General features: G+C 39.6%; 16 protein-coding genes. 8 read left to right on the forward strand and 8 right to left on the reverse strand.

Going from position 1 to position 22,581, the window contains the following annotated elements; translation table 11 throughout:
• Together rseP and PZB74_RS16265 are read left to right on the forward strand one after the other, a co-directional pair.
• Window positions 1-1,344, forward strand: coding sequence for an RIP metalloprotease RseP (rseP, locus tag PZB74_RS16260; RefSeq protein ID WP_302237991.1), 1,344 nt, complete (start codon window positions 1-3; stop codon window positions 1,342-1,344).
• 779 nt (window positions 1,345-2,123) lie between these two features.
• Entirely contained in the window at window positions 2,124-2,984 is an 861-nt protein-coding gene (locus PZB74_RS16265) for a nucleoside-diphosphate sugar epimerase/dehydratase (RefSeq protein WP_302237993.1), read from the forward strand.
• A gap of 60 nt (window positions 2,985-3,044) precedes the next feature.
• On the opposite strand, the gene sppA is transcribed toward PZB74_RS16265, so the two are convergent.
• Window positions 3,045-4,820 (reverse strand): signal peptide peptidase SppA, encoded by a 1,776-nt coding sequence (gene sppA, locus PZB74_RS16270; RefSeq protein ID WP_302237995.1) that lies wholly within the window; start codon window positions 4,818-4,820, stop codon window positions 3,045-3,047.
• 76 nt (window positions 4,821-4,896) lie between these two features.
• On the opposite strand from sppA, the gene folK reads away from it, so the two are divergent.
• Entirely contained in the window at window positions 4,897-5,403 is a 507-nt protein-coding gene (gene folK, locus PZB74_RS16275; RefSeq protein ID WP_302237997.1) for a 2-amino-4-hydroxy-6-hydroxymethyldihydropteridine diphosphokinase, read from the forward strand.
• A 186-nt stretch (window positions 5,404-5,589) separates the two neighbouring features.
• Here the strand turns inward: folK and moeB are convergent, their stop codons facing one another.
• The 3 genes from moeB to msrB form a co-directional block, all read right to left on the reverse strand.
• Entirely contained in the window at window positions 5,590-6,735 is a 1,146-nt protein-coding gene (gene moeB / locus PZB74_RS16280) for a molybdopterin-synthase adenylyltransferase MoeB (RefSeq protein ID WP_302238000.1), read from the reverse strand.
• Window positions 6,736-6,777: 42 nt separating this feature from the next.
• Window positions 6,778-8,004 carry an L-2-hydroxyglutarate oxidase gene (lhgO, locus tag PZB74_RS16285; protein ID WP_302238001.1) on the reverse strand — a complete coding sequence of 409 codons (1,227 nt, stop codon included), beginning with the start codon at window positions 8,002-8,004 and terminating at the stop codon, window positions 6,778-6,780.
• Window positions 8,005-8,069: 65 nt separating this feature from the next.
• On the reverse strand, window positions 8,070-8,492 hold the full coding sequence (gene msrB, locus PZB74_RS16290) for a peptide-methionine (R)-S-oxide reductase MsrB (protein ID WP_302238003.1): 423 nt from the start codon (window positions 8,490-8,492) through the stop codon (window positions 8,070-8,072).
• A gap of 869 nt (window positions 8,493-9,361) precedes the next feature.
• Between msrB and PZB74_RS16295 the strand changes: the two genes are divergently transcribed.
• The 4 genes from PZB74_RS16295 (at window position 9,362) to gldG (ending at window position 13,597) form a co-directional block, all read left to right on the forward strand.
• Window positions 9,362-10,066 carry an SDR family oxidoreductase gene (locus PZB74_RS16295; protein ID WP_302238005.1) on the forward strand — a complete coding sequence of 235 codons (705 nt, stop codon included), beginning with the start codon at window positions 9,362-9,364 and terminating at the stop codon, window positions 10,064-10,066.
• Between the two features lie 113 nt (window positions 10,067-10,179).
• A complete protein-coding gene (gene gldA / locus PZB74_RS16300) occupies window positions 10,180-11,136 on the forward strand; it encodes a gliding motility-associated ABC transporter ATP-binding subunit GldA (RefSeq protein ID WP_302238007.1) in 957 nt (318 codons plus the stop codon).
• 9 nt (window positions 11,137-11,145) lie between these two features.
• Window positions 11,146-11,874, forward strand: coding sequence for a gliding motility-associated ABC transporter permease subunit GldF (gene gldF / locus PZB74_RS16305; protein ID WP_302238009.1), 729 nt, complete (start codon window positions 11,146-11,148; stop codon window positions 11,872-11,874).
• A 1-nt stretch (window position 11,875) separates the two neighbouring features.
• Complete coding sequence (gene gldG, locus PZB74_RS16310) at window positions 11,876-13,597, forward strand: gliding motility-associated ABC transporter substrate-binding protein GldG (RefSeq protein ID WP_302238012.1); 1,722 nt, start codon at window positions 11,876-11,878, stop codon at window positions 13,595-13,597.
• 76 nt (window positions 13,598-13,673) lie between these two features.
• On the opposite strand, the gene PZB74_RS16315 is transcribed toward gldG, so the two are convergent.
• Both PZB74_RS16315 and PZB74_RS16320 read right to left on the reverse strand, forming a co-directional pair.
• On the reverse strand, window positions 13,674-14,567 hold the full coding sequence (locus PZB74_RS16315; RefSeq protein ID WP_302238015.1) for a sugar phosphate isomerase/epimerase family protein: 894 nt from the start codon (window positions 14,565-14,567) through the stop codon (window positions 13,674-13,676).
• Window positions 14,568-14,570: 3 nt separating this feature from the next.
• Window positions 14,571-15,881 carry a Gfo/Idh/MocA family oxidoreductase gene (locus PZB74_RS16320; RefSeq protein ID WP_302238017.1) on the reverse strand — a complete coding sequence of 437 codons (1,311 nt, stop codon included), beginning with the start codon at window positions 15,879-15,881 and terminating at the stop codon, window positions 14,571-14,573.
• A gap of 214 nt (window positions 15,882-16,095) precedes the next feature.
• Between PZB74_RS16320 and PZB74_RS16325 the strand changes: the two genes are divergently transcribed.
• Window positions 16,096-16,830 carry a sensor histidine kinase gene (locus tag PZB74_RS16325; protein WP_302238018.1) on the forward strand — a complete coding sequence of 245 codons (735 nt, stop codon included), beginning with the start codon at window positions 16,096-16,098 and terminating at the stop codon, window positions 16,828-16,830.
• On the opposite strand, the gene PZB74_RS16330 is transcribed toward PZB74_RS16325, so the two are convergent.
• Window positions 16,827-17,468, reverse strand: a complete 642-nt coding sequence (locus tag PZB74_RS16330; protein ID WP_302238019.1) for an RNA-binding domain-containing protein — start codon at window positions 17,466-17,468, stop codon at window positions 16,827-16,829. The genes PZB74_RS16325 and PZB74_RS16330 overlap by 4 nt on opposite strands.
• A 41-nt stretch (window positions 17,469-17,509) precedes the next feature.
• Window positions 17,510-22,468 (reverse strand): lamin tail domain-containing protein, encoded by a 4,959-nt coding sequence (locus PZB74_RS16335; protein ID WP_302238021.1) that lies wholly within the window; start codon window positions 22,466-22,468, stop codon window positions 17,510-17,512.
• Window positions 22,469-22,581: the final 113 nt, after the last annotated feature.

The following is a 22,581-nucleotide window of genomic DNA, read 5'->3' on the forward strand; positions in this document are numbered from 1 at the left end:
ATGGAAGGATTAGTAATGGCTGCCCAATTATTATTGGGCCTGTCACTTTTAGTAGGATTGCATGAACTAGGCCATTTAGTAGCTGCCAAACTTTTTGGTATGCGTGTGGAGCAATACTACATAGGTTTTCCTCCCAAAATCTTTGGGTTTAGGTATGGAGAAACTGAATACAATCTGGGCGCTATACCTTTAGGCGGATTTGTGAAAATCTCAGGTATGGTAGACGAGTCGCTAGACACAGAAAAATTAAGTGAAGAGCCTAAAGAATGGGAGTTTCGTGCTAAACCTGCCTGGCAGCGACTGATTGTTATGATGGGTGGCATCATTGTAAATGTTGTTACGGGTATCATAATATTTATACTACTTACCCATCAGTATGGGGAGTCTTATATTCCTAAAGAAGAGGTGCTGGAACATGGTATTGTTGCTTATGAATTAGGAGAAGAGATAGGGCTGCAAACTGGTGATAAAATCATTGAAGTAAACGGTCAGGATTACCGTGGCTTTTCTGACCTCGTAGGCCCTGAAGTATTTCTTAGCGAAAAAGGCTCTTATACAGTTGAAAGAAATGGTGAGAGAATACAGATAGATATACCGAGTGGTTTTCTAGACAAACTTTCGGACAAAGAAGCGGCCTCAAACTTTATTGAACCACGTTTTCCCTATGAGGTAGTAGAGGTAGTAAAGGGAAGCAATGCTGAGGCGGCTGGTCTTCAGGCGGGAGATAAGATTGTAAGTGTAAACGGAGAGCCCGTTACGTATTTTGATGAATTGCAGTACATGTTGAAGCAAAATGTAAATAAAGAAGTAAGCCTTGAGGTATTAAGAAAAAGCAGTGGGCAGGCGGAGTCTGAACTTAGAGAGCCCATTTCACTTACGGCTAGTGTAGCTGAAGACGGAACTCTTGGTTTTCGTACAAAGCAGTTGCTAGACTTTGGCTTTAAAGAATATACATTTGCTCAGGCTATTCCTAAAGGAACGCAGGAAGCATTTAATGTGGTGTGGGTGAACATCAAAGCTATTGGCAAAATATTTAGCGGAGAAGTATCAGCTTCTAAATCATTGAGCGGTCCTATAGGTATTGCTCAGATTTTTGGCGGCACCTGGGAATGGTACCGTTTCTGGAGAATTACGGGACTATTGTCTATGGTATTGGCCTTCATGAACTTCCTGCCTATTCCGGCGCTAGATGGTGGACATGTGGCCTTTCTTACCTATGAAATTGTTTCTGGGCGTAAACCTTCAGATAAATTTTTGGAAGGTGCTCAGAAGGTGGGTATGGTGCTGCTTCTTTCTCTAATGACCTTTGCCATTTTCAACGATATATTTAAAGTCTTTTTCTGATATAATCAGACAGACAAATAATGATTTAGCCGAGGCATCCCCTCGGCTTTTTTTGTCTATAAGAAAAAAAAGTATATGTCTAAATGGTTGAAGGTGAGGGTTGTGTAAATATGAAAAAATCATAACACAACATTTTATTCCACATAAGCGTAATTCTGCATGAAATATGAGGTAACTCAAGCACATGTATATTACACATGTAAGTTGTATTAAAAAATAGCAATTGTTTTTTGTGGAAAAAATAAGATGAGATAGTACATAAACTCATAGAAACCACAGAAATATTAAATTTCTAACAATTTGTACTTTTTAATAGTATATATAATGAGTTATAAATTTTTACTATTAGATATAACTCTTTCATCTGTAAGAGCAGAGCTTTTTTGACAAACTAATTTCCTGTACTGTCAGCGTAATTTTTTGAAATACGTTAACATTAAAATTAAGCCTGAACATTATTAATTCTGCAACAATACCAAATGTACCAACAGATATATGCTCAACTACAAATAAATCAGTCAGATATGCCTCCTTTATTAGGCACTTTACGTAGATAGGTAATGTAGGTTTATTGTATAATTATAATATTTTTATTAAAATTTTTAATTGGTAATGATGTAATATTCTTCTTTTTTTTTATTTTTGTCTTAAATGGTTACATAATCAAAGTTTAGTTTACTCAATTATGTAGCTAAGGATAATTTTCTTAACAAAAAGATAATTAGCAGTCTTAAGTTTTGCTTAAGCATTTTTTCAACTATTGTATTAATTCCCTTTTAATGAATATGATCAGTAAACTAAGACCAAATCAATACTCCAGAATATTTATTGTACTGCTGGTTGTAATAGAAATAATTTCTCTAGCGCTATCCTTCAATCTTACCTTATGGATGCGCGAAGAAGTTGTAACTTATACCAAACCAGCGTATCAGTCTTTTGCTTTTGCCTGGATGTTGCTATGGGTAGTATTAAGCTTACTAACTGACACTTATGCAGTAGGTATTTACAGGAAGATCAGGAAAGTGTTTGGTGCCACCTTTAAAATTGCACTTCTACATTTACCTATTTCCGCGCTCTTAGCCTTCTTTATGGGTATGGATCAATTGTCTTTTACCTTTTTGGCAGATATTTATTTATTGTTTATCACTTTATCTGTGGGCGTAAAAGCAGCTTCTATACTTTGCTATCGTTACTTATGCAATCTGGAAAAAAATAAAAACAGAGCTGTAATTCTCGGATATACCCCCGCTGGGCTAAATCTTCATAGATATTTTACCAAGAGCAAAGTCAATGGATATAAGTTTGTAGGCTTTTTTGATGACAACGTCAAAAATCCTATGATTTTGGGTGATGTAGATCAAATGAAAAAGTTTTGCATCAGAGAGAATGTGAACGAGATATTTTACGCACTTCCTTATGACAGTACTGCCATACAGGAGCTTTCTAAGTTTGCTGATGAGAATTTTATCCGATTCGGCATACTACAGGATTTAGGCAGCCAGAAAGTAAAATCTATGCAGTCTGACATTTATGATAATGATTTGCCTGTACTTTCTTTGAAATCATCTCTTGATGCGAGAGAAAGTTTCAAAGCCGGGTATCAAAAGGCATTAAGCGTACTTAGATCGCTAAACCTGTAATAAAGATATAAAGAGTCTATAAAAGGCTGGTTCTTTAAAGAGGAGCCAGCCTTTTTCTATTTAGTGGATTTCAATTTCAAACGGAATGCGAGCTTGAACACCTTGTAGGTGTTCCAAATTTTTAAATTTACGAATTATAGGGTAAGCTATTCCCAATTCTTTCTTCATATGATAGGTAGACACTTCTTGGTTTAGCTCAGACATAAACTGTTCTAAAAGTGTTTTTTGCTTAGGATAATACTTCACCTGAAAGTCATCATCCAGTTCAGATTTGTCTTTAGCAATTTGAATAGCCACATCAAGACCGCCATAAACGTCAATTAATTTTCTCTCTTTGGCTTCCACTCCACTCCAAACTCTGCCTGAAGCCACCGATTTAAGCTGTTCTAAAGGTATATTTCTCCCTTGAGCAGCCTTTGAGGTGAAGTCTTCATAGACCTGTTCTACCTGACGCTGAATGATGCTTTTTTCGTGTTCAGACATAGGGTGGGTGAGACTGAGTATATCTGAAAATTCGCCAGTCTGTATAGTTTCGGTGCTAACTCCTACCTTACCTAGCAGGCCTTCGGCATTAGGGATTACTCCAAAAACACCTATTGAACCGGTTATTGTGTTAGGGTGAGCTACAATAGTATCACAATTCATGGCCATATAATAGCCTCCAGATGCTGCTACATCTGACATAGAAGCAATCACGGGTTTTACTTGTTTAGCAAGTTGCACTTCCCTCCACATTACATCCGAAGCTAGTGCACTACCTCCCCCAGAGTTAATTCTTAATACGATCGCCTTTATGTTATCATCTAGTCGAGCTTTTCGTATCTCTTTAGCATACGTTTCTCCTCCAATAACATCATTTTCACCTTCACCATTAATGATAGTACCACTGGCAACAATCACTGCAATTCTCTGGCGAGAGTAGTCGTCAGGATCTTGTTTGATAGCTTTCTCGTAATTCTTTAAAGAGATGAAGTTAAGGTCATCTTCTTCAAGAGGTTCATCCTCTTCTATTTCAATTTCCAAAGCCTTAGCTAATTGCTCCAACACCATGTCATAGTAAGCAGTGTCAGTAATTAGTCCGTTGGCTTTTGCTTCTAAAGGAGAGCTTACCTTCATAGAGTCTGCTATACTTCTAAGCTGATCAACGGGTATATCGCGACTCTCAGAAACTTCGTTGAGAAAAATGTTATACAAATTATTTAGATAAGCTTCTGTCTGCAAACGACTAGAATCGCTCATGCTAGTACGAGTAAGAGGTTCAATAGCACTTTTAAAGTCACCAACTCTAAACACCTGGGGCTCTATGCCGAGTTTTTCCAGTGTATTTTTGATGAAAGTAACCTCTACCACAAAGCCGTTAAACTCAATATCTCCGGCAGGCTGTAGATAAATTTGGTCGGCTACAGAAGTAAGGTAGTAGGCTCGTTCCGACATTATTTCGCTATAAGCGATAATGAATTTACCTGATTCCTTAAAGTCAAGCAGCGAATTTCTGATCTCTCTTAGAGAAGCAAAACCGGCCATAGCAAGCCCTGCATCCAAATAAATACCTTTGATTCGCTCGTCGTCTTTAGCTTTTTTAATTGCCTCGTTTAGTTCTATCAGTCCGATAGACCCGTTGTTTCCACCAGGGAACAGCATGCTACTAAAAGGGTCATTTACCTCTCTCTCTACTATAGGCTGGTTTAAGTCTATATGTAGTACCGAATTATCGTCTATTTCAATCTCTTGTTCAGATGCGGCACTGGAGGCTATCCCTAGTACAACTAGAGTAAGTACTCCGAAAAAGAGCACCAAGCCTACAACAGTACCTAAAACTATTCGTAAAAATCTCATGTTAGCATCAATTTGTTTTTCAAATTAATTTGACCAATCTTCAAGTTTTAAATATAAGATTTATCTAGTATCTCTTGTGAAGTCTACTAAAGGAATATATCTATTGTTGGGAAGTAACCTCGGTGACAGGTTACAGGTTTTATCAGATACGCAGCAAGCCATAGGGGCCTCTGTTGGAAGAATAGAAAGTATTTCGTCAGTTTATGAAACCGAACCCTGGGGCATTAGAAATCAGCCCTCATTTTATAATCAGGTATTGGAAATTGATACGGAGTACCAGCCTCATGAATTATTAAAGCAGTTGCAGCGGATAGAAAATCAAATTGGTAAGGTAAAACTGGGCAAGTGGCGCGAGAGGTTAATTGACATAGATATACTTTACTACTATCAGGAAGTGATTGTAGATGAACTACTTAAGTTGCCACATCCGCAAATTCAGAACAGAAGGTTTACGCTGGTACCTATGTGCGAAGTTAATCCTGAGTTTGTGCATCCTGTGATGGGAGTGTCTCAAAAAGAACTTTTGATCAAATGTGAGGATCAGCTTAAAGTTTGGACGCTGAACCCTTCATTGATAGAATAAAGGTAGGTCGGTGCTTTCTATGCTGGATCAAAGAAAGCACTTCATTCTCCTGAATAAATAAAAGTCAGTTTAGTAATATTACATTAGCTGAACATAAGGGGAGAGCTTTTTATTATAGCTAACTTGTATTAGCTAAAATAAAGATTGGGCATACTAAAGAGAATATAAAGCATAGCCTAAACGATGCTAATAGGTGCTCATTTCAGGGTCCACATCTTTGATCCAGGCCATAATCCCACCTTTAAGATTAAGCAAATTAGTATAGCCATACTCTTCTTTCAGTATTTGTATAGCTTGCTTACTTCTCTGACCTCCTTTGCAATGCACAACTACTTTTTTATCTCTGCTAATTTTTTCGTAAGCATCGTGCAAAGTGTTTAGAGGAATAAGCTCACCGCCCAGGTTAGCAATTTCATATTCAAAAGCGTTGCGTACATCTATTAGCTGAAAATCTTCTTTTTCGCTAATCATCTCTTTGAGTTTGATAGCGGTAATTTCTTCTTCAACCTCATCATTTTGTGCTTTTAAACCACAAAACTCTTCATAATCTATCAGCGTGGTTTGAGTTGGGTTATCTCCACTAAGTGGGTTCTCTGGGTTAGCACTAAACTTCAGTGTGGTGTTCTGAAAACTTAATGTATCCAGAATAAAAAGCTTTGCTGAAAGCGGCTCGCCAAGGCCAGTAATTACCTTGATTACCTCATTGGCCTGTAAGCTACCCATAATACCAGGAAGCACACCTAACACTCCGCCTTCGGCGCAGGAAGGTACTGTATTTGGTGCTGGCGGTTCAGGGAAAAGATCACGATAATTGGGTCCGATTACCCCATTTTTGTCGGTATAGTTAAATACAGAAAGTTGTCCCTCAAAGCGGTAAATAGACGCATGCACATTCACTTTGTTTAAAAGAACACAGGCATCATTAACCAGATAACGGGTAGGGAAGTTATCTGTACCGTCAGCTACAATGTCATAATCTTTAATGATGTCTAATGCGTTTTCAGCGGTCAGCCGAAGGTTATGTGCAATAATGTTGACGTGAGGGTTTTGCGCATTCAGTTTTTTTGCCGCAGTTTCTACTTTTGACTTACCCACATCTTCTAAAGAGAAGAGTACCTGACGGTGTAGGTTACTTTTGTCTACTACATCAAAGTCTACTATTCCAATAGTGCCTACCCCGGCGGCTACCAGATAGGAGAGAAGGGGGGCTCCTAAACCGCCGCAGCCTACTACCAGCACTTTAGCTGCTTTAAGTTTTTCCTGACCTTCCAGGTTAAACTCAGGAATGATAATATGACGGTTGTAGCGTGCTAGTTCTTCTTTAGTCAGCATAAAAAAATCAGCTTAGCTATGTAAAATGAAAACTCAGTAAGATTAGGCAAACTCTACCTTCTGAGCTTCTAAACCAAACCTTTTCAGTACCAGTTCGGATACGGTCTGTCCTATTGAAAGAGATGAAGTAGCGGCAGGTGAAGGAGCGTTACACACATTAATCGCTGCTTTTTCTTCCAATATCAGGAAGTCATCAATCAGACCGCCTTCACGGTCGCATGCCTGAGCTCTTACGCCTGCTTCAGCTACTTTTAGGTCATCTTCCTGAATTTCAGGAATAAGTTTTTGCAGAGCTTTGGTAAAAGCCGCTTTAGAAAAGGAACGGTACATTTCGCCCAGGCCTGTTTGCCAGTATTTGAATGCTACTTTCTGAAAGCCAGGCCAGCTAAGGGTTTCAGTAAGCTCTTTAAAATTAATGTCAGATTTGGTGTAGCCTTCTCTCTGAAAAGCCAATACGGCATTGGGACCAGCCTCTACGCCGCCCTCTATCATACGTGTAAAGTGTACTCCCAGAAAAGGAAAATTAGGGTCTGGTACCGGATAAATCAGGTTTTTTACTAAGTGCTCCCGTTCGTCCTTAAGCTCATAATACTCGCCTCGGAAAGGAATAATTTTAAGGTTCAGCTTTTCTGACGTAAGTCTGGCGATTTTATCAGAGTATAGCCCCGCACAATTTACAACCAGCCGTGTACGAAAGCTCTGCTTGTTCGTAATAACTTCCGCTTCACCTCCGCTGGTAAGGATATCGTTCACCTTTTGCCCAGTGAAAATTTCAGCATCAAGCCCTAAAAGTAACTCAGCATATTTAGAAGCTACCTCTTTGTAATTGATAATTCCGGTCTGAGGTACAACAATAGCTTCCACACCATTAACATGGGGCTCATATTCACGCAGCTCTTCCTTAGAAATTCTTTTGAGGTCCGTTAAACCATTTTGTATTCCTCTACTATTAATTTTTTCCAGCTGCGGAACTTCATCAGGGCTGGTCGCAACTATCACTTTACCACAAAGCTCATAAGCCAAACCATGCTGATTGCAAAAGTCAAGCAACATTTTGTAACCACGAATACAGTTCTTGGCTTTCAGGCTGCCTGGTTTATAATAGATTCCTGAATGAATAACTCCACTATTATGTCCCGTCTGGTGGGCAGCTAGAGTTTTTTCTTTTTCAACCAAAGCTAGTTTGAGAGAAGGCTGCTGCTGTTTGATGCGTAAGGCAGTTGCTAAACCTACTATTCCACCTCCTATAACTACTATATCGTACTTCAAGTGATTAAAATTTAGGGTGCTGACAATTCTGCTTCAAATATGATGAAATATGCGAAAGGGTGAAACTAGCGCTCATCAAATTTTAAGGCAATAGAGTTCATACAATAGCGAAGACCTTCTGGGGCAGGTCCATCCTGAAAGACATGCCCAAGATGACTATCACAACAACCGCATAATGCTTCTATTCTGTGAATGCCGAAACTATAATCATCTTGCTTTTTGATCAGTTTAGGCGATAATGGAGCTGTAAAGCTAGGCCAGCCACTACCAGAGTCATATTTTTGATCAGCATCAAACAGCTCAGTTTCGCAGGCTGCACAGGCATACACTCCTGCTTTATCATTATGTAGTAACTTACCAGTAAATGCCCGCTCCGTTCCCTTCTCTCTCATTACATGAAACTGCTCAGGAGTTAGAATGGATTTCCACTCTTCATTGCTTCTTTGAATTCGTCTGTGGGCTATTTCTACTGTATATTCAGTTTGCATTATCATTATTTTTTATGACCTGTAAAACTAAGGTAAATTGTACAAAACTAGTTCGGATCTACCAAAAAGATGTATTACTCATCCGTTTGGTAAACAATCTTTCCTTTGCTCGTATTTTAACATCCATCTCCGCAGGTTGGTAGTATAAGATTACCTTACCGCTACCAACAATGCCTCCTCACCATCTATATAGGAAGCAAATATGAAAATCGCTCTTGCTTTTTTGCTCAACTCTCATGCTTCTGGCTTGTAAAGCTCTCCCGTCAAAAGCGCATTATTTTCATAGTAAACCACATCTAATTCATGTGTTTCTCCTGCTAATTGGACGGTTCCATATCGGTCTGACTGGACGATAATTTTACCTGCATTGGTGGTTATATCTACATCTCCACAGCTTATTGGTACTTTAATAATTAACTGAGCTTAGTAAATTGTACCTACAGGGGTGATAAGTCAGTACCTGTCTCACCTAATGTTATCAAACGGAGGAGCGTATATACATGAACAATTTAAGATTTGTACGTTCTACTCTAGTCACAAGCATTATGATCCGCCTCAATCATTACCATTTGTTCGCTTAAAAGATGTAACTGTATATTTATACCAGTCCAAATCTTAAGGATGTGTATTTCATGCTTAATATGGCGCTCTTCAGATATTGCTACTCCATTTTGATACAAAGAATTGGATAGATCTCCAGAGCAGTAGCTGGTATATACAAGGAGCCAAAAGCCTGAACAAAAGCTTGTGAGTCTGATAATAACAGGTCATATATTTTTCTTTAAAAACCTTTTCACGTACTTCACGATTATTGAAGTAAACTATAAGAGCAGTCTTAAATTATACAAACGTATATAAATCCAAAAAACATGAACCTGACCAATAAGTTGGCCATTGTCACCGGAGTGAGTAAAGGTATAGGCTACGCTACAGTTGAAGCATTATTAGATAAAGGGGCGATAGTGGCAGGCTGGGGGAGAACAGCTCCAAAAATATCTCACCCCAACTTTCAGTTTTACCTCACTGATGTACAGCAAAGCGAATCTGTACAAGACTCGTACGATGCTACTACAAATGATTTGGGTAAAGATGTAGCTGTGTTGATAAACAATGCGGGCTTTGGATTTAGAGGTGATTTTGACAAAACTCCAACAGATACATGGACCTCTATGTTCAAGACCAATGTAGATGGTATTTTCTATTGCTCTCGGTTGGTTATTCCTCAGATGAAAGCAAACGATCAGGGGCATATTATTAATATTGCATCTATTGCCGGTACACTTTCAGTACCCAATATGGTAGGATATGCGGGGTCTAAACATGCTGTAAGGGGCATTTCACACGCTATGTATATGGAGCTAAGAGAATATGGTATTAAGGTCACGGCTATATACCCCGGCTCTGTAAAAACTAACTTTTTTGACAAAGTTGAAGGCATAGATGCCCACGATAATATGATGATGCCAGAAGACATTGCTGGTACTATACTTCATACGCTGGAATCTTCAGACAATTACCATCATGTAGACATAGAAGTACGGCCACTAAGACCCAAAGGAAAGCAGAACGCTTAGGAGAGAGGAGTTATTCTCTTTAAAGTTGTAAGTTTTCATACATAGAGTTAGGCTACACTGAATAATTTCGCTGGTTGCTACGTTAAGTCAGCAGCTTATTGCTAATTTTGATTATGTCTTTGATTGTAAACCAACTTACTAAAACCTTTGGCAATCAACTGGCGGTGAATGATATCTCATTTGAAGCCAAAGCCGGTGAAATTCTGGGTTTTCTAGGTCCTAATGGGGCAGGCAAATCCACTACTATGAAAATAGCTACTGCTTACCTTCCCCCAAGTAGTGGTAGTGTAAAAGTTTGTGGGTATGATGTTGTAGAAAACTCTCTGGAAGTTAGAAAACAGATAGGCTATTTACCAGAGCACAATCCTCTTTACCTGGAGATGTATGTGCGTGAGTATCTGTATTTTATTGGCAGTATGTATCACCTTAAGGGAAAAAGGCTTAAGCAACGAATAAGTGAAATGGTAGAGTTGTGTGGCCTTACTTTAGAGCAAAATAAACATATAGGCTCCCTTTCCAAAGGTTACAGGCAGAGGGTAGGTCTGGCACAGGCCCTTATTCATGATCCGCAGGTCCTTATACTGGACGAACCTACCACAGGCCTGGATCCAAATCAGCTTACAGAAATCAGGAACCTGATTAAGAATATAAGTCAGGAGAAGACGGTAATTTTTTCAACCCACATTATGCAGGAGGTACAAGCACTTTGCGATAGGGTAGTCATAATTAATCGTGGAAAGCTGGTAATAGACAGTGATATTAAAGAGCTACAGCAGCATGAGCATGCTATTTCGCCAAAACAAAGAGTACAGGAAGTAGAGGTGGAATTTGACAGAGAGGTAGATACGGCTCTTTTAGGGCAGCTAAGTGCGGTTTCAGCAGTGCATACTACCTCTCCTCATACATATATAATCACCAGTGCCGGTGAAAATGACGTACGTCCTTCTATTTTCCAGTTTGCCTGTGACCATGGTTATATTTTATTAGGCATGCAACAGCAGAAAAATAGCAAAGTCAGCCAATACGGCAATTCCCTGGAAGAAATTTTCCGCAATCTTACGCTTAACTAATCCTCCACTATGTGGCAATTATTTGTAAAGGAAGTTAATACTTATCTCAATTCTCTTATTGCTTATATAGTTATTGCAGTTTTTTTAACAGGAATAGGCTTACTCATGTGGGTGTTTCCTGATACCAGTATTCTGCAATACGGCTATGCAGACATGTATACACTTTTCTCATTGAGCCCATACGTGTTTATGTTTTTAATACCGGCCATTACAATGAGAAGCTTTGCTGAAGAAAAAAAGGGTGGTACCATGGAGCTATTGCTCACACAACCTATCACTGATCTGCAACTAGTATTAGGTAAGCTCTTTGCCAACTGGCTGATAGTAGTTTTTGCAATTTTGCCTACACTCGTATATTACTATTCTGTTTATCAGTTAGGTAGCCCCGAAGGTAACCTGGATTCAGCGGGTATCGCCGGCTCTTACGTAGGTTTAGTATTATTGGGTGGGGTATTTACATCTATAGGTGTACTCGCTTCAGCTCTAACTGAAAATCAGGTTATTGCATTTATTCTGGCAGTGTTTTTCTGCTTTTTCTTTTTCAGCGGATTTAGCTCTATAGCCTCAATAGATATATGGGGAGGAGCTTCTTATTTTATTGCACAGCTAGGCATATTGCACCATTACGAGGCAATGAGCCGTGGACTTATAGATTCCAGAAATCTGGTGTATTTTGTTTCTGTAATGATGCTGATGATTTTACTAACTCAGCTCGTTCTAGGTAGTAGAAAGTGGTAAAATGAATAGAGAAAACACGCCAATGAGCAACACTGTTGAGCAGGCCTCTAAACAAGTCTTCTGGAAGGATATATCTCGCCTGGCTATAGGGGTAGCCATCATTATTGCTATCAATTTTATTAGCCAGCAGTATTTTTTTCGCCTGGATCTGACTGAAGAAAAAAGGTACAGTATTAACCCTGCCACCAAGGAGCTTCTTGCTCAGATTGATGAAGAGTTAGAGATTATCAGTTATCTGGATGGTGAGTTAAATCCAGGTTTTCAGAGGTTAGAAAGAAGCTTGAATGAAACTCTGGACGAGTTTGAAGTTTATGCAGGTAACGAACTTAAGATTCGCGAAATTAACCCTTTGGAAGTAGTTCCTAAAGAAGAACAGCAGGCTTTTTTTAGAAAACTAACTGAACTTGGTATTGAGCCTACCTATGTGTATGATGAAGAAGATGGGCAGCGAAGGCAAAAGTTGATAGTACCTGGGGTAATAATCAATTATAAAGGCCAGCAGGCTGGTGTGATGTTACTCAATGGTGATAGGGCAGCGGGTTCTCAGGAGGTGCTCAACCAGTCTATAGAAAGCGTAGAATACGAGCTGGCTAACGCAATACGTAAATTGATAAATACCGATAAAAAAACACTGGCCCTTATCCAGGGGCATGGAGAATTGGAGGGTGTTGATATTGTGGGTTTAAAGAGTGCGTTGGAAGAATACTACACTGTTGAAGAGCTCAATTTGACTGAAGTTAACTCGCTTCCTGAGTATGATGTAATTATGATTAACAAACCTGCGCTTAGGTTTAGTAAGCAAGATAAATACAAAATTGATCAATACATTATGAAAGGGGGGAAAGCTATGTTTTTTATTGACCCCTTACGCATAAATATGGATAGCATAGGTGAAAATGGTTCTATAGCTTTTCCGTATGACCTTAACCTGGATGACCAGCTTTTCCGGTATGGTATACGCATCAACAAAACTTTAGTGCAGGATATCAAGTCTGGTGTATATCCGTTTGTGGTTGGTGAGATGGCAGGTCAGCCCCAGATTGTGCCTTTACAATGGCCATTTTTTCCGATTGTAAACAAATATGGAAACCATCCGGCGGTAAAGAACATGGATGCTGTGTTTCTTCGTTTTCCCAGCGAGATGGATACTGTAGCGGCTGATGGAGTTGTTAAAACACCATTAATGTTTAGTTCTGAGTATTCAAAGGTATCTCGTACTCCTATGATTGTGGATTTAAATGAGCTTAGAGAAGCCCCTAAGCCAGAAAACTTTACCGCAGGTTCACAGGCTATTGCTTATTTACTGGAAGGTAATTTTACATCCTTATTTAAAAATAGAATATTACCAGACGTAGGGAGTGAGCAGAGTTTTATAGCCAAGAGTGAGCCTACTAAAATTGTAGTGGTAGCGGATGGAGATATTGTAAGAAATGATATAAATCGTAGTAATGGCAACCCATTACCATTAGGGTATGATCCTATCACGGAAAGAAATTTTGCCAATGAAGATTTTGTGATCAACACTCTTTCTTACCTGACAGATGATCAGGGGCTTATTAATGCCAGAGCAAAAGAAATAAAGATTCGCCCTCTGGATAAGGTAGAGATTGAGAATAATGCGCTTTTTTATCAGCTTCTGAATCTGGTCTTGCCTATTGTTCTTATAGTTATTTTCGGAATTATTAAAGCCTTTATTAGAAAGAGAAAATATGCTTCTTACTAACTAACAGAAAGACGCTCTCAAGAGCGTCTTTTAGTTGAGTTTTACTGTGTTGAGTTTCATATAAGTTGGTGTAGCTTCAGGATAGTCCGAAGATGGCATCCATACTTTTGGAGATGCTGCTCAGCCGCTCTCTGCCACCCCCTTTGACCTCTGCCGATGCCCAGCCTTCATAGCCTATCTTGTCCAGGGCTTTGTTTACCTCCGGCCAGTTGCAGTCTCCTTCCATCAGCTCTACCTCAAAGCCTTTCCATATCCCTTCGTTCTGCTGCTTGGCCCGGCTATACTCTTTTACATCCAGTTTCAGTATCCTCTTGCCCAGGGCTTCTATCCAGTGTTCCGGCCACCCATAGCGAACGATATTGCCTACGTCAAAGTACCAGCCTACCATCTCGCTGTCCAGCTCATCTACATAGCGGGCGGCTTCCACCGGGCTCAGCAGAAAGTTGTTCCATACATTCTCAAAAGCGATCTTCACTCCGGTCTCCTCTGCCAGGGGCAGCAGCTTTCTTACCTCTTCCTGAGACCGCTGGTAGGCCTGCGCATAGCTGGTATGCTGGTTAACTACCCCGGGTACCAATAGCACGGTGGTGCCGCCATAGGCTTTGCAGTCTTGCAGCGCTGTCTCCATTGCCTTGCGGCACTGCGCCCGTACTTCTGGATCTGCATCCGATAGTGGGGCTTTCCAGTGTACTGAGTTGATTACTCCTGGTATCTCCAGACCCGAGGCCTCTTTGGCTTTGAGCACCTCATCTATCTTCAGGTTGCTGGGCGAGTCCATCTCTACCCCATCAAAGCCAATATCCCGAAGCAGCTTAAACTGATCGCTGATCGGCATCTTCACATCTACCATGCTGTACTTCAGACTCTTCTTAATCTTGCGACGAGGTGCTGAAGCCTCTATGCTTCCTATAGGCAGGCTGCTTGCCAGGGCAGCAGCCCCACTGAGTTTGACAAAGTCTCTTCTATGCATGGATCAGCTGAATTCGGTGATACCAGGCATGGCTACTTCGGTTACCGGGTACTTCACCTCAAAGCTGTACTCCTCCGGCCCCAGCTTCTCCTGTGAGTTGATGGCTTCATCCCAGGTGATGGTCTGTCCGGTGTAGGCAGCCATTCTGCCCATAATTGCCAGCATAGTGCTCTGGGCCATGTACTCTCCGTCATTGACAGGCTCTCCTTTACGGATAGCGGCGAACAGCTCATTGTGCTCTGTCTGGTACATGTCGTTGCCATCTCCACGGTAGCGCCAACGCTCATCGGCCTGTATCTCGTGGCGGTTGCGGGTACAGTCTATAATAGCTTTGCCTTTGCTGCCGTTTACCTCCACAGCATAGCTGTTGGCACAGTTAAATTGCTGACGGCTGAAGTGGTAGCCTTTCTTGCCTCCTTCAAACTCATAGACGATAGCAAAGTGATCGTATACGTTACCGAACTTGGCATCGGTGCGTACCTGGCGGCCGCCTGTACCTACACAGCTTACTGGCTTTTCATCACCTAATGCCCAGGCCATCATGTCCAGGCTATGTACGGCCTGCTCTGCGATGTGGTCTCCGGAGATCCAGTTGTAGTACAGCCAGTTGCGCATCTGGTTTTCCATCTGGGTCCAGCCCGGCTGCGGCTCTTTAGACCATAGGGTACCCGTATTGTAGGTGTTGTAGATGGTGTGGATGTCTCCTACGCCTCCATCCAGTATACGAGCGAAGGTCTCTCTCTTGGGGAAGTGGTAGCGCCAGCAGAAGCCTGACATCAGCGAGGTCTTCTGGGCTTTGGCTTTTTGGGCCGCTTCCATCACTTTGCGTACGCCGGGGCCATCTACAGCCATAGGTTTTTCGCAGAACACATGCTTGCCCGCATCTACTACGGCAGTAAGCTGGTCGGGACGGAAGGTGGGGGGGGTGGCTAACAATACCACATCTACATCAGAGGCAATCAGCTTTTTGTAAGCATCAAAACCGATGAACTGATGGTCTTCATCTACCTGTACTTTTTTGCCATGGCCTTTCTTAAGGCTTTCCATACTCTGCTGCAGGCGGTCGGGGAAGATGTCTGCCATCGCGGTGATGACTACATTATCATCAGCTTTGAGGGCCTGATTGGCCGCACCCGTGCCTCTACCGCCACAGCCTACCAGCCCTACTTTAAGCGTTTCGGCATTGATGCCTGCCCAGGCTGATTGGGGATTGATAAAGTTCAGTGCGAAGCTGCCACCTACTGCTGCCGCTCCAGTCGTTTTGATAAACTTACGCCTTGAGGAGTTAAGGTCATTGTAAGCATTGTTTTCCATGAGATATAAATTAAGCGTGTGAAATGTCTTGAATATACAAAAAAAATAGCGGTATGGAATAAAGTAAGATAGTGAACAAAGTTAAGAGAGGTGTTTTTTAAAAGTGCTGTAAAAGCTTACAGCTTGTATATCATAATAAAAATTGAACTATACTAATAAATTATATGATATAGATTAGTGTTTCAGTTTTTGCGAACACTTAATATGCAATAGTATGGTTCAAAGACTTACTCATTTACATGGTACTCGGTGGTTAGGGTTATGGCTTATCGTAAAGGCTGGAATCAGAAAAAGGTGGTTTGATTATGACTTTCATCATACAATGTATGAGACTGATTCCGCTTTACTACCAGGTCGTGTAACTGATCTGGATGATGAAAATATGGAAATTGAGAACCGGCAGGCTAAGCTTCAGAGTATTCAGGAAGTATTTAACAATGGCGAAGAAGAAATAGAGTGCTATCTAGAAGAAGCCGTAAATGCAGTATTAAGTAAGTTGCAGACTAGTATTATTGAGCGAAATATATTCGTTAGGATATATGCAGAAGATGATATTTCAATCTATACCAGGCCAAAACTCCTTTATGTTATTCTAGAAAATCTGATTGAAAATGCAGTTAAATATAGCAGCCAGGGGAATATTCAATCTTATATTGAAATCAGTGTTAGAAAAGAGAATGAAATATTAGAGTTAGTTATTGAGGATAATGGTGCTGGTATTGAGGAAAAAGCCTTCAAAAGTATATTTCAAGCCAATCAGAATAAACTGGATCGTTCAGCAAAAAGAGGATTAGGGCTTTACATCGTTAGAGAAGCATTAAAAAAAGTAGGAGGGACAATAAATTTCAGCAGTGAGAAAAGCTGTTTTACCAGAATTAAACTTCAGTTAAATACTTTACCTACTCAAAACAATGCAGTGCTCCCTCAAAAAAAGAAAATAAGACTTTAGAGAGTATAATAAGCTTCTTTTTCGTGATCATGCATACGAATAGCGCCTTTGATTGTGAGGTCAGTCAAGATCCGCTGTGCTCGGCGTTTAGAAATATTAACGATTTGCATAAACTGTTTTTGAGTAATTTTTTCATGTTTACCCAAAAAATCCAATAACTTTTTTTCGTTATGGCCTATACCTTTCAAAATTGAACTGATAGCTTTTTCTTCTGGCAGTTTTCCCTTTTGCATTAAGCTGATCATGTTTTTGCTGGCTGGTAAACTTTTATCTCTTTGCCGGATGTATACCAGATTCTGCTGATTTTCATCTCTGATAACATGAGGCTTAGTCTTGCTTTCTTTAATTTTTACGACTAAAACTGTTTTATCCTCCTCTTCATCTTCTACTTCTTCGTACTCCAAAGAAACTGGAGGGTCGCAGTAAAAATCTGCTGCGGTTTCTAACACATATTTTTCTTCTTCCGGATCTACGCCAATGATTGTTTTATCGTCTTTTACACCTACTAATATTTTCCCTCCTTTAGTGTTGGCGAATGAGCTTATGGTTTTTGCAATTTTAAAAGGATCAGAAATGGTTTGTTTAAAGTCCACTTGTTCGTTTTCTCCTTTAAAAATAATCTTCTGTAGTTTCTTCATCAATGGTAAAACAGGTGAGCAAGTTATAAAGTTGGTGGTAATCAATATTTGCTACCAACAGCTACTTTTGACCTAAAAATACTAACATTCCCTTTTGGATTAAAAACTTCCAACCACACAATATAGTATCCATTTTTCACTCTTTTTTGATGGTCGTCAGTTCCGTCCCAATTGAAAAATCCCTCTTCAGCAATGCTGATGTTCTTTGCCAAAGAGCGCACCAACTGACCGCGAGCACTGAATATCTTCAAATTCGCAATGTTGCCATTGCCAGCAATTTGATAACGAATACTGGCAAAATCACGAAAGCCGGATTGGTCAGGATAAAAAATTTGAGGTTCTACCTGAAGGGCATGAGCCAGTAAACGTTCGTGAGTAGACATTCGCTGCGAGTTGGGTGCGGTAGGCGTTGCATAACCGACGCTCGATGCCGCAGATTGCCAATTATTATGATCGTTTTCATCGCTTTCCCAGTTGAGTCTCTCTAAAGATACACCTCTGGTCTCCTGAATTAAAGGATGATGCCAATCTGGTGTATAATCAACTTGCTGCATAATACAATTGCGCTGGTCTAGTAGCGTTATTTGTCCTCCTTCAGATAGAAGGTTAGGAAAACTTTCTAGTGCAATGCAATTTTTTTCTGTGGCTTTTGGGTAGTCTGCCATTAGGTGATCTACATCAGGTGTTAGTGCTATATATGTTGAAGGTTTAATTATCAAAGTTTGCTGACTAAGTAAAGATGTATTACCATCCTGATTCTTAAGCTTCCACTGTTTTAAATTAATGTGCTTATTAGAATTGTTATACAATTCTATAAAATCAACACCTCCACTGCGAGGGTGAAATAGTATCTCACTAATTAAAACATCATCATCGGAATGTGCTTCTGGTAAAATAACTTCAGCAAACTGCCTGTTAAATTGAACATTGCCAGAACAATCCTTCAAGTGATCAATATATAATGCGCTTGTTTTACCTACTTTGAGTGGCTCTTCAAGTTCTGCTTTAATTTTATATCCCTCTAAACTTAAAAGCATAAGGTTCAGGGGTATGTCATCCAGTACAATGGAGATTTCATTTAGAACATTTTGATCCAGTTTTTCACTAAATACTATAGTGATATGTAGGCTATCATCGGCCAATGTTTCTAAGAGGGTAGGTGCTACATTATCAGGTCTGCTTTCGGTAACAGAGTTTACACTTGAGGGTGTTCCTCCGTTAGGATGGTCAGAAGCCCTCCAGTTTATTTTTTCCTGACAGGGCAAGCCTTTATCTATCATCTCCAGCGACCAACCACCCGTGTTTTTAGTAGCGTTATTATACCAACTGTCATCATAAGCTACACTATGAATCACCTCATCATTTTCATTGATAAGCTGCAAAATATCCGCATCATCATTTAGGTTAGGAAAAGAGGTAATGCCCAAGCATTTACCAAATTTAGATAAGCTTTCTAGGTCTGTGGTAGCACATAGCGTCAGGTATTCGCCGGCAGCTAGCCAGTAATTTGGTAGGCTTACAGTTTTTTGAGCATCAGCTAAACGTATCTGAGAAAGCTGTAATATTTGATTGCTGGCATTATATACTTCTATGTATTCTGCAACTGGTAATGGCGTAGCAGCTGAAGGCTTGGCCATAATCTCGGTGAATAATAGAGCATGAGTAGTTGGAGTGTGTGCTTTACCAATAAGATGAATAGAACTGGGTAGGGTAGTACTATCTACATTTGATAGATGTTTCACCTCTAAACGGTATAAACTATCTGCCTTAAAGCCAGAGGTAAAAAAAAGTTGTATACTGTTTTGCTCTTTGATATAAAGCGCTGCCTCAGGATGCCCAATAGAAGGAATGAAAAAGTTAGTAACATCTTCTGCAGTAGAGGAATTTAATTTAGTGGTGAGTTTTATATCCACTATTCCTGCCAGGTTTAAAGTAAGATTGTCTATGTAATCCTGATACTCAAATTTTAGAGTTTGAGTATGTTCCTGATATGAGTATTGAAGGTTGTAATGTATGGACTCTCTAAAAGGATGAGTAAAAAGAAGTTTAATACTGTATGGATCTATTAGATTAACCGACTCAGGAGTTTCATCATTAAGCAGAAAGTTTTCATTTTTTAAATCAAATAGGGAGATATCTGAGGTAAAGTTCAGTAGCATCTCATACTCTGATAAAGGGGAAATATGTCCTATAGTTGCTCTCTGATGTATGATTTTAACATTGATAGGCTTAGTAATTTGATTGTAGTTATGGTCAGCGAAATTTGAAAGCTCAAAACTGATTGTATCCAAGTTAATCGTTTCTGTGCTGGATATTAACACATGATTCGGTTCCAGTAGGTAGAACTTAATAGATTGCGTCCTGATTCCTTTTAGCTTCTGTATGAAGTGGTTTACACCTATATCTTCTGGCATTATCGCTTCATTAAAAATCAGCATGATTTTGCTGTGACTGAAAACATAAGCTGAATCCAGTCGTGGTGCTTGTTGGTCGTAATAGAACTTATATTCTTTATTGGGCTTGCTGAAGTTTCCAGAACTGTCTGACAGCCCCTCAAAGGCAAAGTAGTACCATTTTTCCTGAGCTAAGCCTTCTGGTATCCTAATTTGAAGCTGATTAGAATCAATTATGAGATCTTGAAAATTAGTAAGTTCTTGATTAATGAATAGCTTTACTTCATTAGTATAGGAGGTATCCAGTGCTTCATCAAATGTAAAGCTGAGCTTAAAGTTGTCAATTATATTTAAAGAGTCTATTTCGGGGCTTTTAGTATCAAAAAAGAACCTGTAGATAGGAGTAGTAAGAGGTTTACTTTGCTTGTTAAAAAGGCTTCCAATACTCAACTCATGATCTTTATTAGCATCAAGTGCTTCTTCAAATAAGAGGCGGATTATATTAGTCTCTTCCTCATATATGATCTTATTAGGGTGACCTATAGAGCGATCAAGTGTATAGTTTTCCTTATTCATTAATGATACAAAGCTAGCTTGCTGCTTCAGACTAACTTCTAGTACGTGAGCATTAAGAGGCTTCACGTGCGCAATGTCAGTAAAATAAGTAAGATTAATGCTTAACGTATCCGCTATGCGGTTGTCATGTAAATCTTCTAAGCCAGTGAAAAGGAGCGGTGATCTATCAGATGGGCTAAGAGCGGAGGTAAAATTTAAAATCACGCTGAGGCTATCTTCACTTAAGACTGCTTTTTTGACTAAATTATCTGGATGCCGGAAGATAAAATTGCTTTCTCTTTCAGCTTCAGGTTTAAGAAGCTTTTCAGAAAATTGTAATTTAATTTGAGCCGTATCAAGCAATTCAAAACCTAGCAGTCCCGGTGGTTCCAAGTCCAAATAAAAGCTACTACGTATGTCAGTATCTAAGTTTCCATTGCAATCATATACTTCTTCAAAATACAGCTTATAAATCTGTTCAGACGGAAGATCATCTTGTAATATTATTGCTATATGGCTTGAATCTCTATCCAGGTAAACTACTTTAAGAGGACTTAGAGTATCATTAATTGCTATTCGGTCAGTATACGGTATGTTTAGGTATACTTTTTCTGAAAAGCTTACTTCAATACTGTCAGCTTTAGGTACCCGTATACCAGTTAGTTGTGGAGCTTCTAAATCATTTTCGGTAGAATGTACAGAGTTTATTGCCGCGGGAGTAGCTCCATTCTTATCGCTACAAGCTTTATAATTAAAATTGATACTACAGGGAGCTTTTGTGAAAACTCTTTCTAAGGAGATACCTTCTAAATAGTCTTCCGCATCATAGGTTAGGCTATCTATCAGTAAAGCATTTTTGTCTTTTAATACCAGACTGGCACCCGAATTTGATAAAGAAGGCCAACTGTTGATCCCCAGACTGGGCCCATAATTAGCAAAAGTTGAATCGTATTTTACCGGACAAACAATAAGGTAAGCACCAGCAGGTAAAATGTACTCTGGCAAAGCTTTTCCATCAATAGTCCACCCTAATAAATTGTGAGGGTGGGGCCCTGGATTATATAGCTCAATAAACTCGGCATCAGATGCATCAGGTAAATCACTTAATGCTGGAGTAGGGTCAGGTAAAAACTCGTTAATAAGAATAGTGTTCCAATATGCTGCGGTTTCTTCAAAATAATAGAACTCTAAGGTAGTGTCTGCAAGGGTATTGTTATGCTCATCTTCAATGCCACGTATTTTTAAAGTGAAAGCGCTTGCGTTCTTAAATGCATTTACAAAGCTTATTATTACTGTGTCATTGTGATAGCGAATTTCAGAGATATCATTATCAGCTACTAAATAATGAGCAAAATTTTCAGCTGAAGTTTTGTGTAAAGCTTTATTAAAACCAATAGCTAGTTGATTGTATGATAGTATAGTCTGACTTATAACTTTCGGGGCTGTCTGGTCTGCCAGCGGAGAACCATTTACAACAATATTGTCAAAGTAATAAGCAGTTGAGCGAGTAGAAGTATACTTACAGTACAATCCAAAGTATTTGGAAGTAGTATGTGTATTGTCAAATGCTGAGCCCTCCTTATAATAACTTGTTTCTTCTTCTAGTTTACTTTCAAGCTGCCAGTTACCCAGTGGGTCTCGACTTACTTTTACATATACCTGTACCGGAGTAGACTCAATTCTTTTGTCTAACCCATCTATGATAATTGCCTCTTCACTTCCATCCTGGCGATAAAGACTTATTTCATCTTTAGTACCTCCTATTTTAACAAAGTATCCATTAAGCGGTCCATCAAGAGACTCTTGGTCAGATATTAAAAATACTTTCGCAAGATTGCTGGAAGAAGTGCTTTTACTGATTTCACAATAGAACTGCCACACTCCATCGACAACTGCTTCTGAGGGAGTGCTGAGGTAAGCCTGTGAAGTTACTGCCTCTGCCTTGAGATGTAACTTTTGAAAGCTATCTGTCTCAAATTTGCCAGTATTCCCCTTCCATACAGGGTTACTGTATAAGTCCCCATCGCTAAAATCATCATTAAGCTGTGCCATTATCTTTGTACAACTGCACAAAAACATCATGCTAATTATTACCAAATTTCTCATTTCTGCTACTTATCACGCATGTTATAATACTCATACAAAATATAAATATGAGTATTAAC

The organism is Porifericola rhodea, from assembly GCF_030506305.1.
Lineage (GTDB): Bacteria > Bacteroidota > Bacteroidia > Cytophagales > Cyclobacteriaceae > Catalinimonas > Catalinimonas rhodea.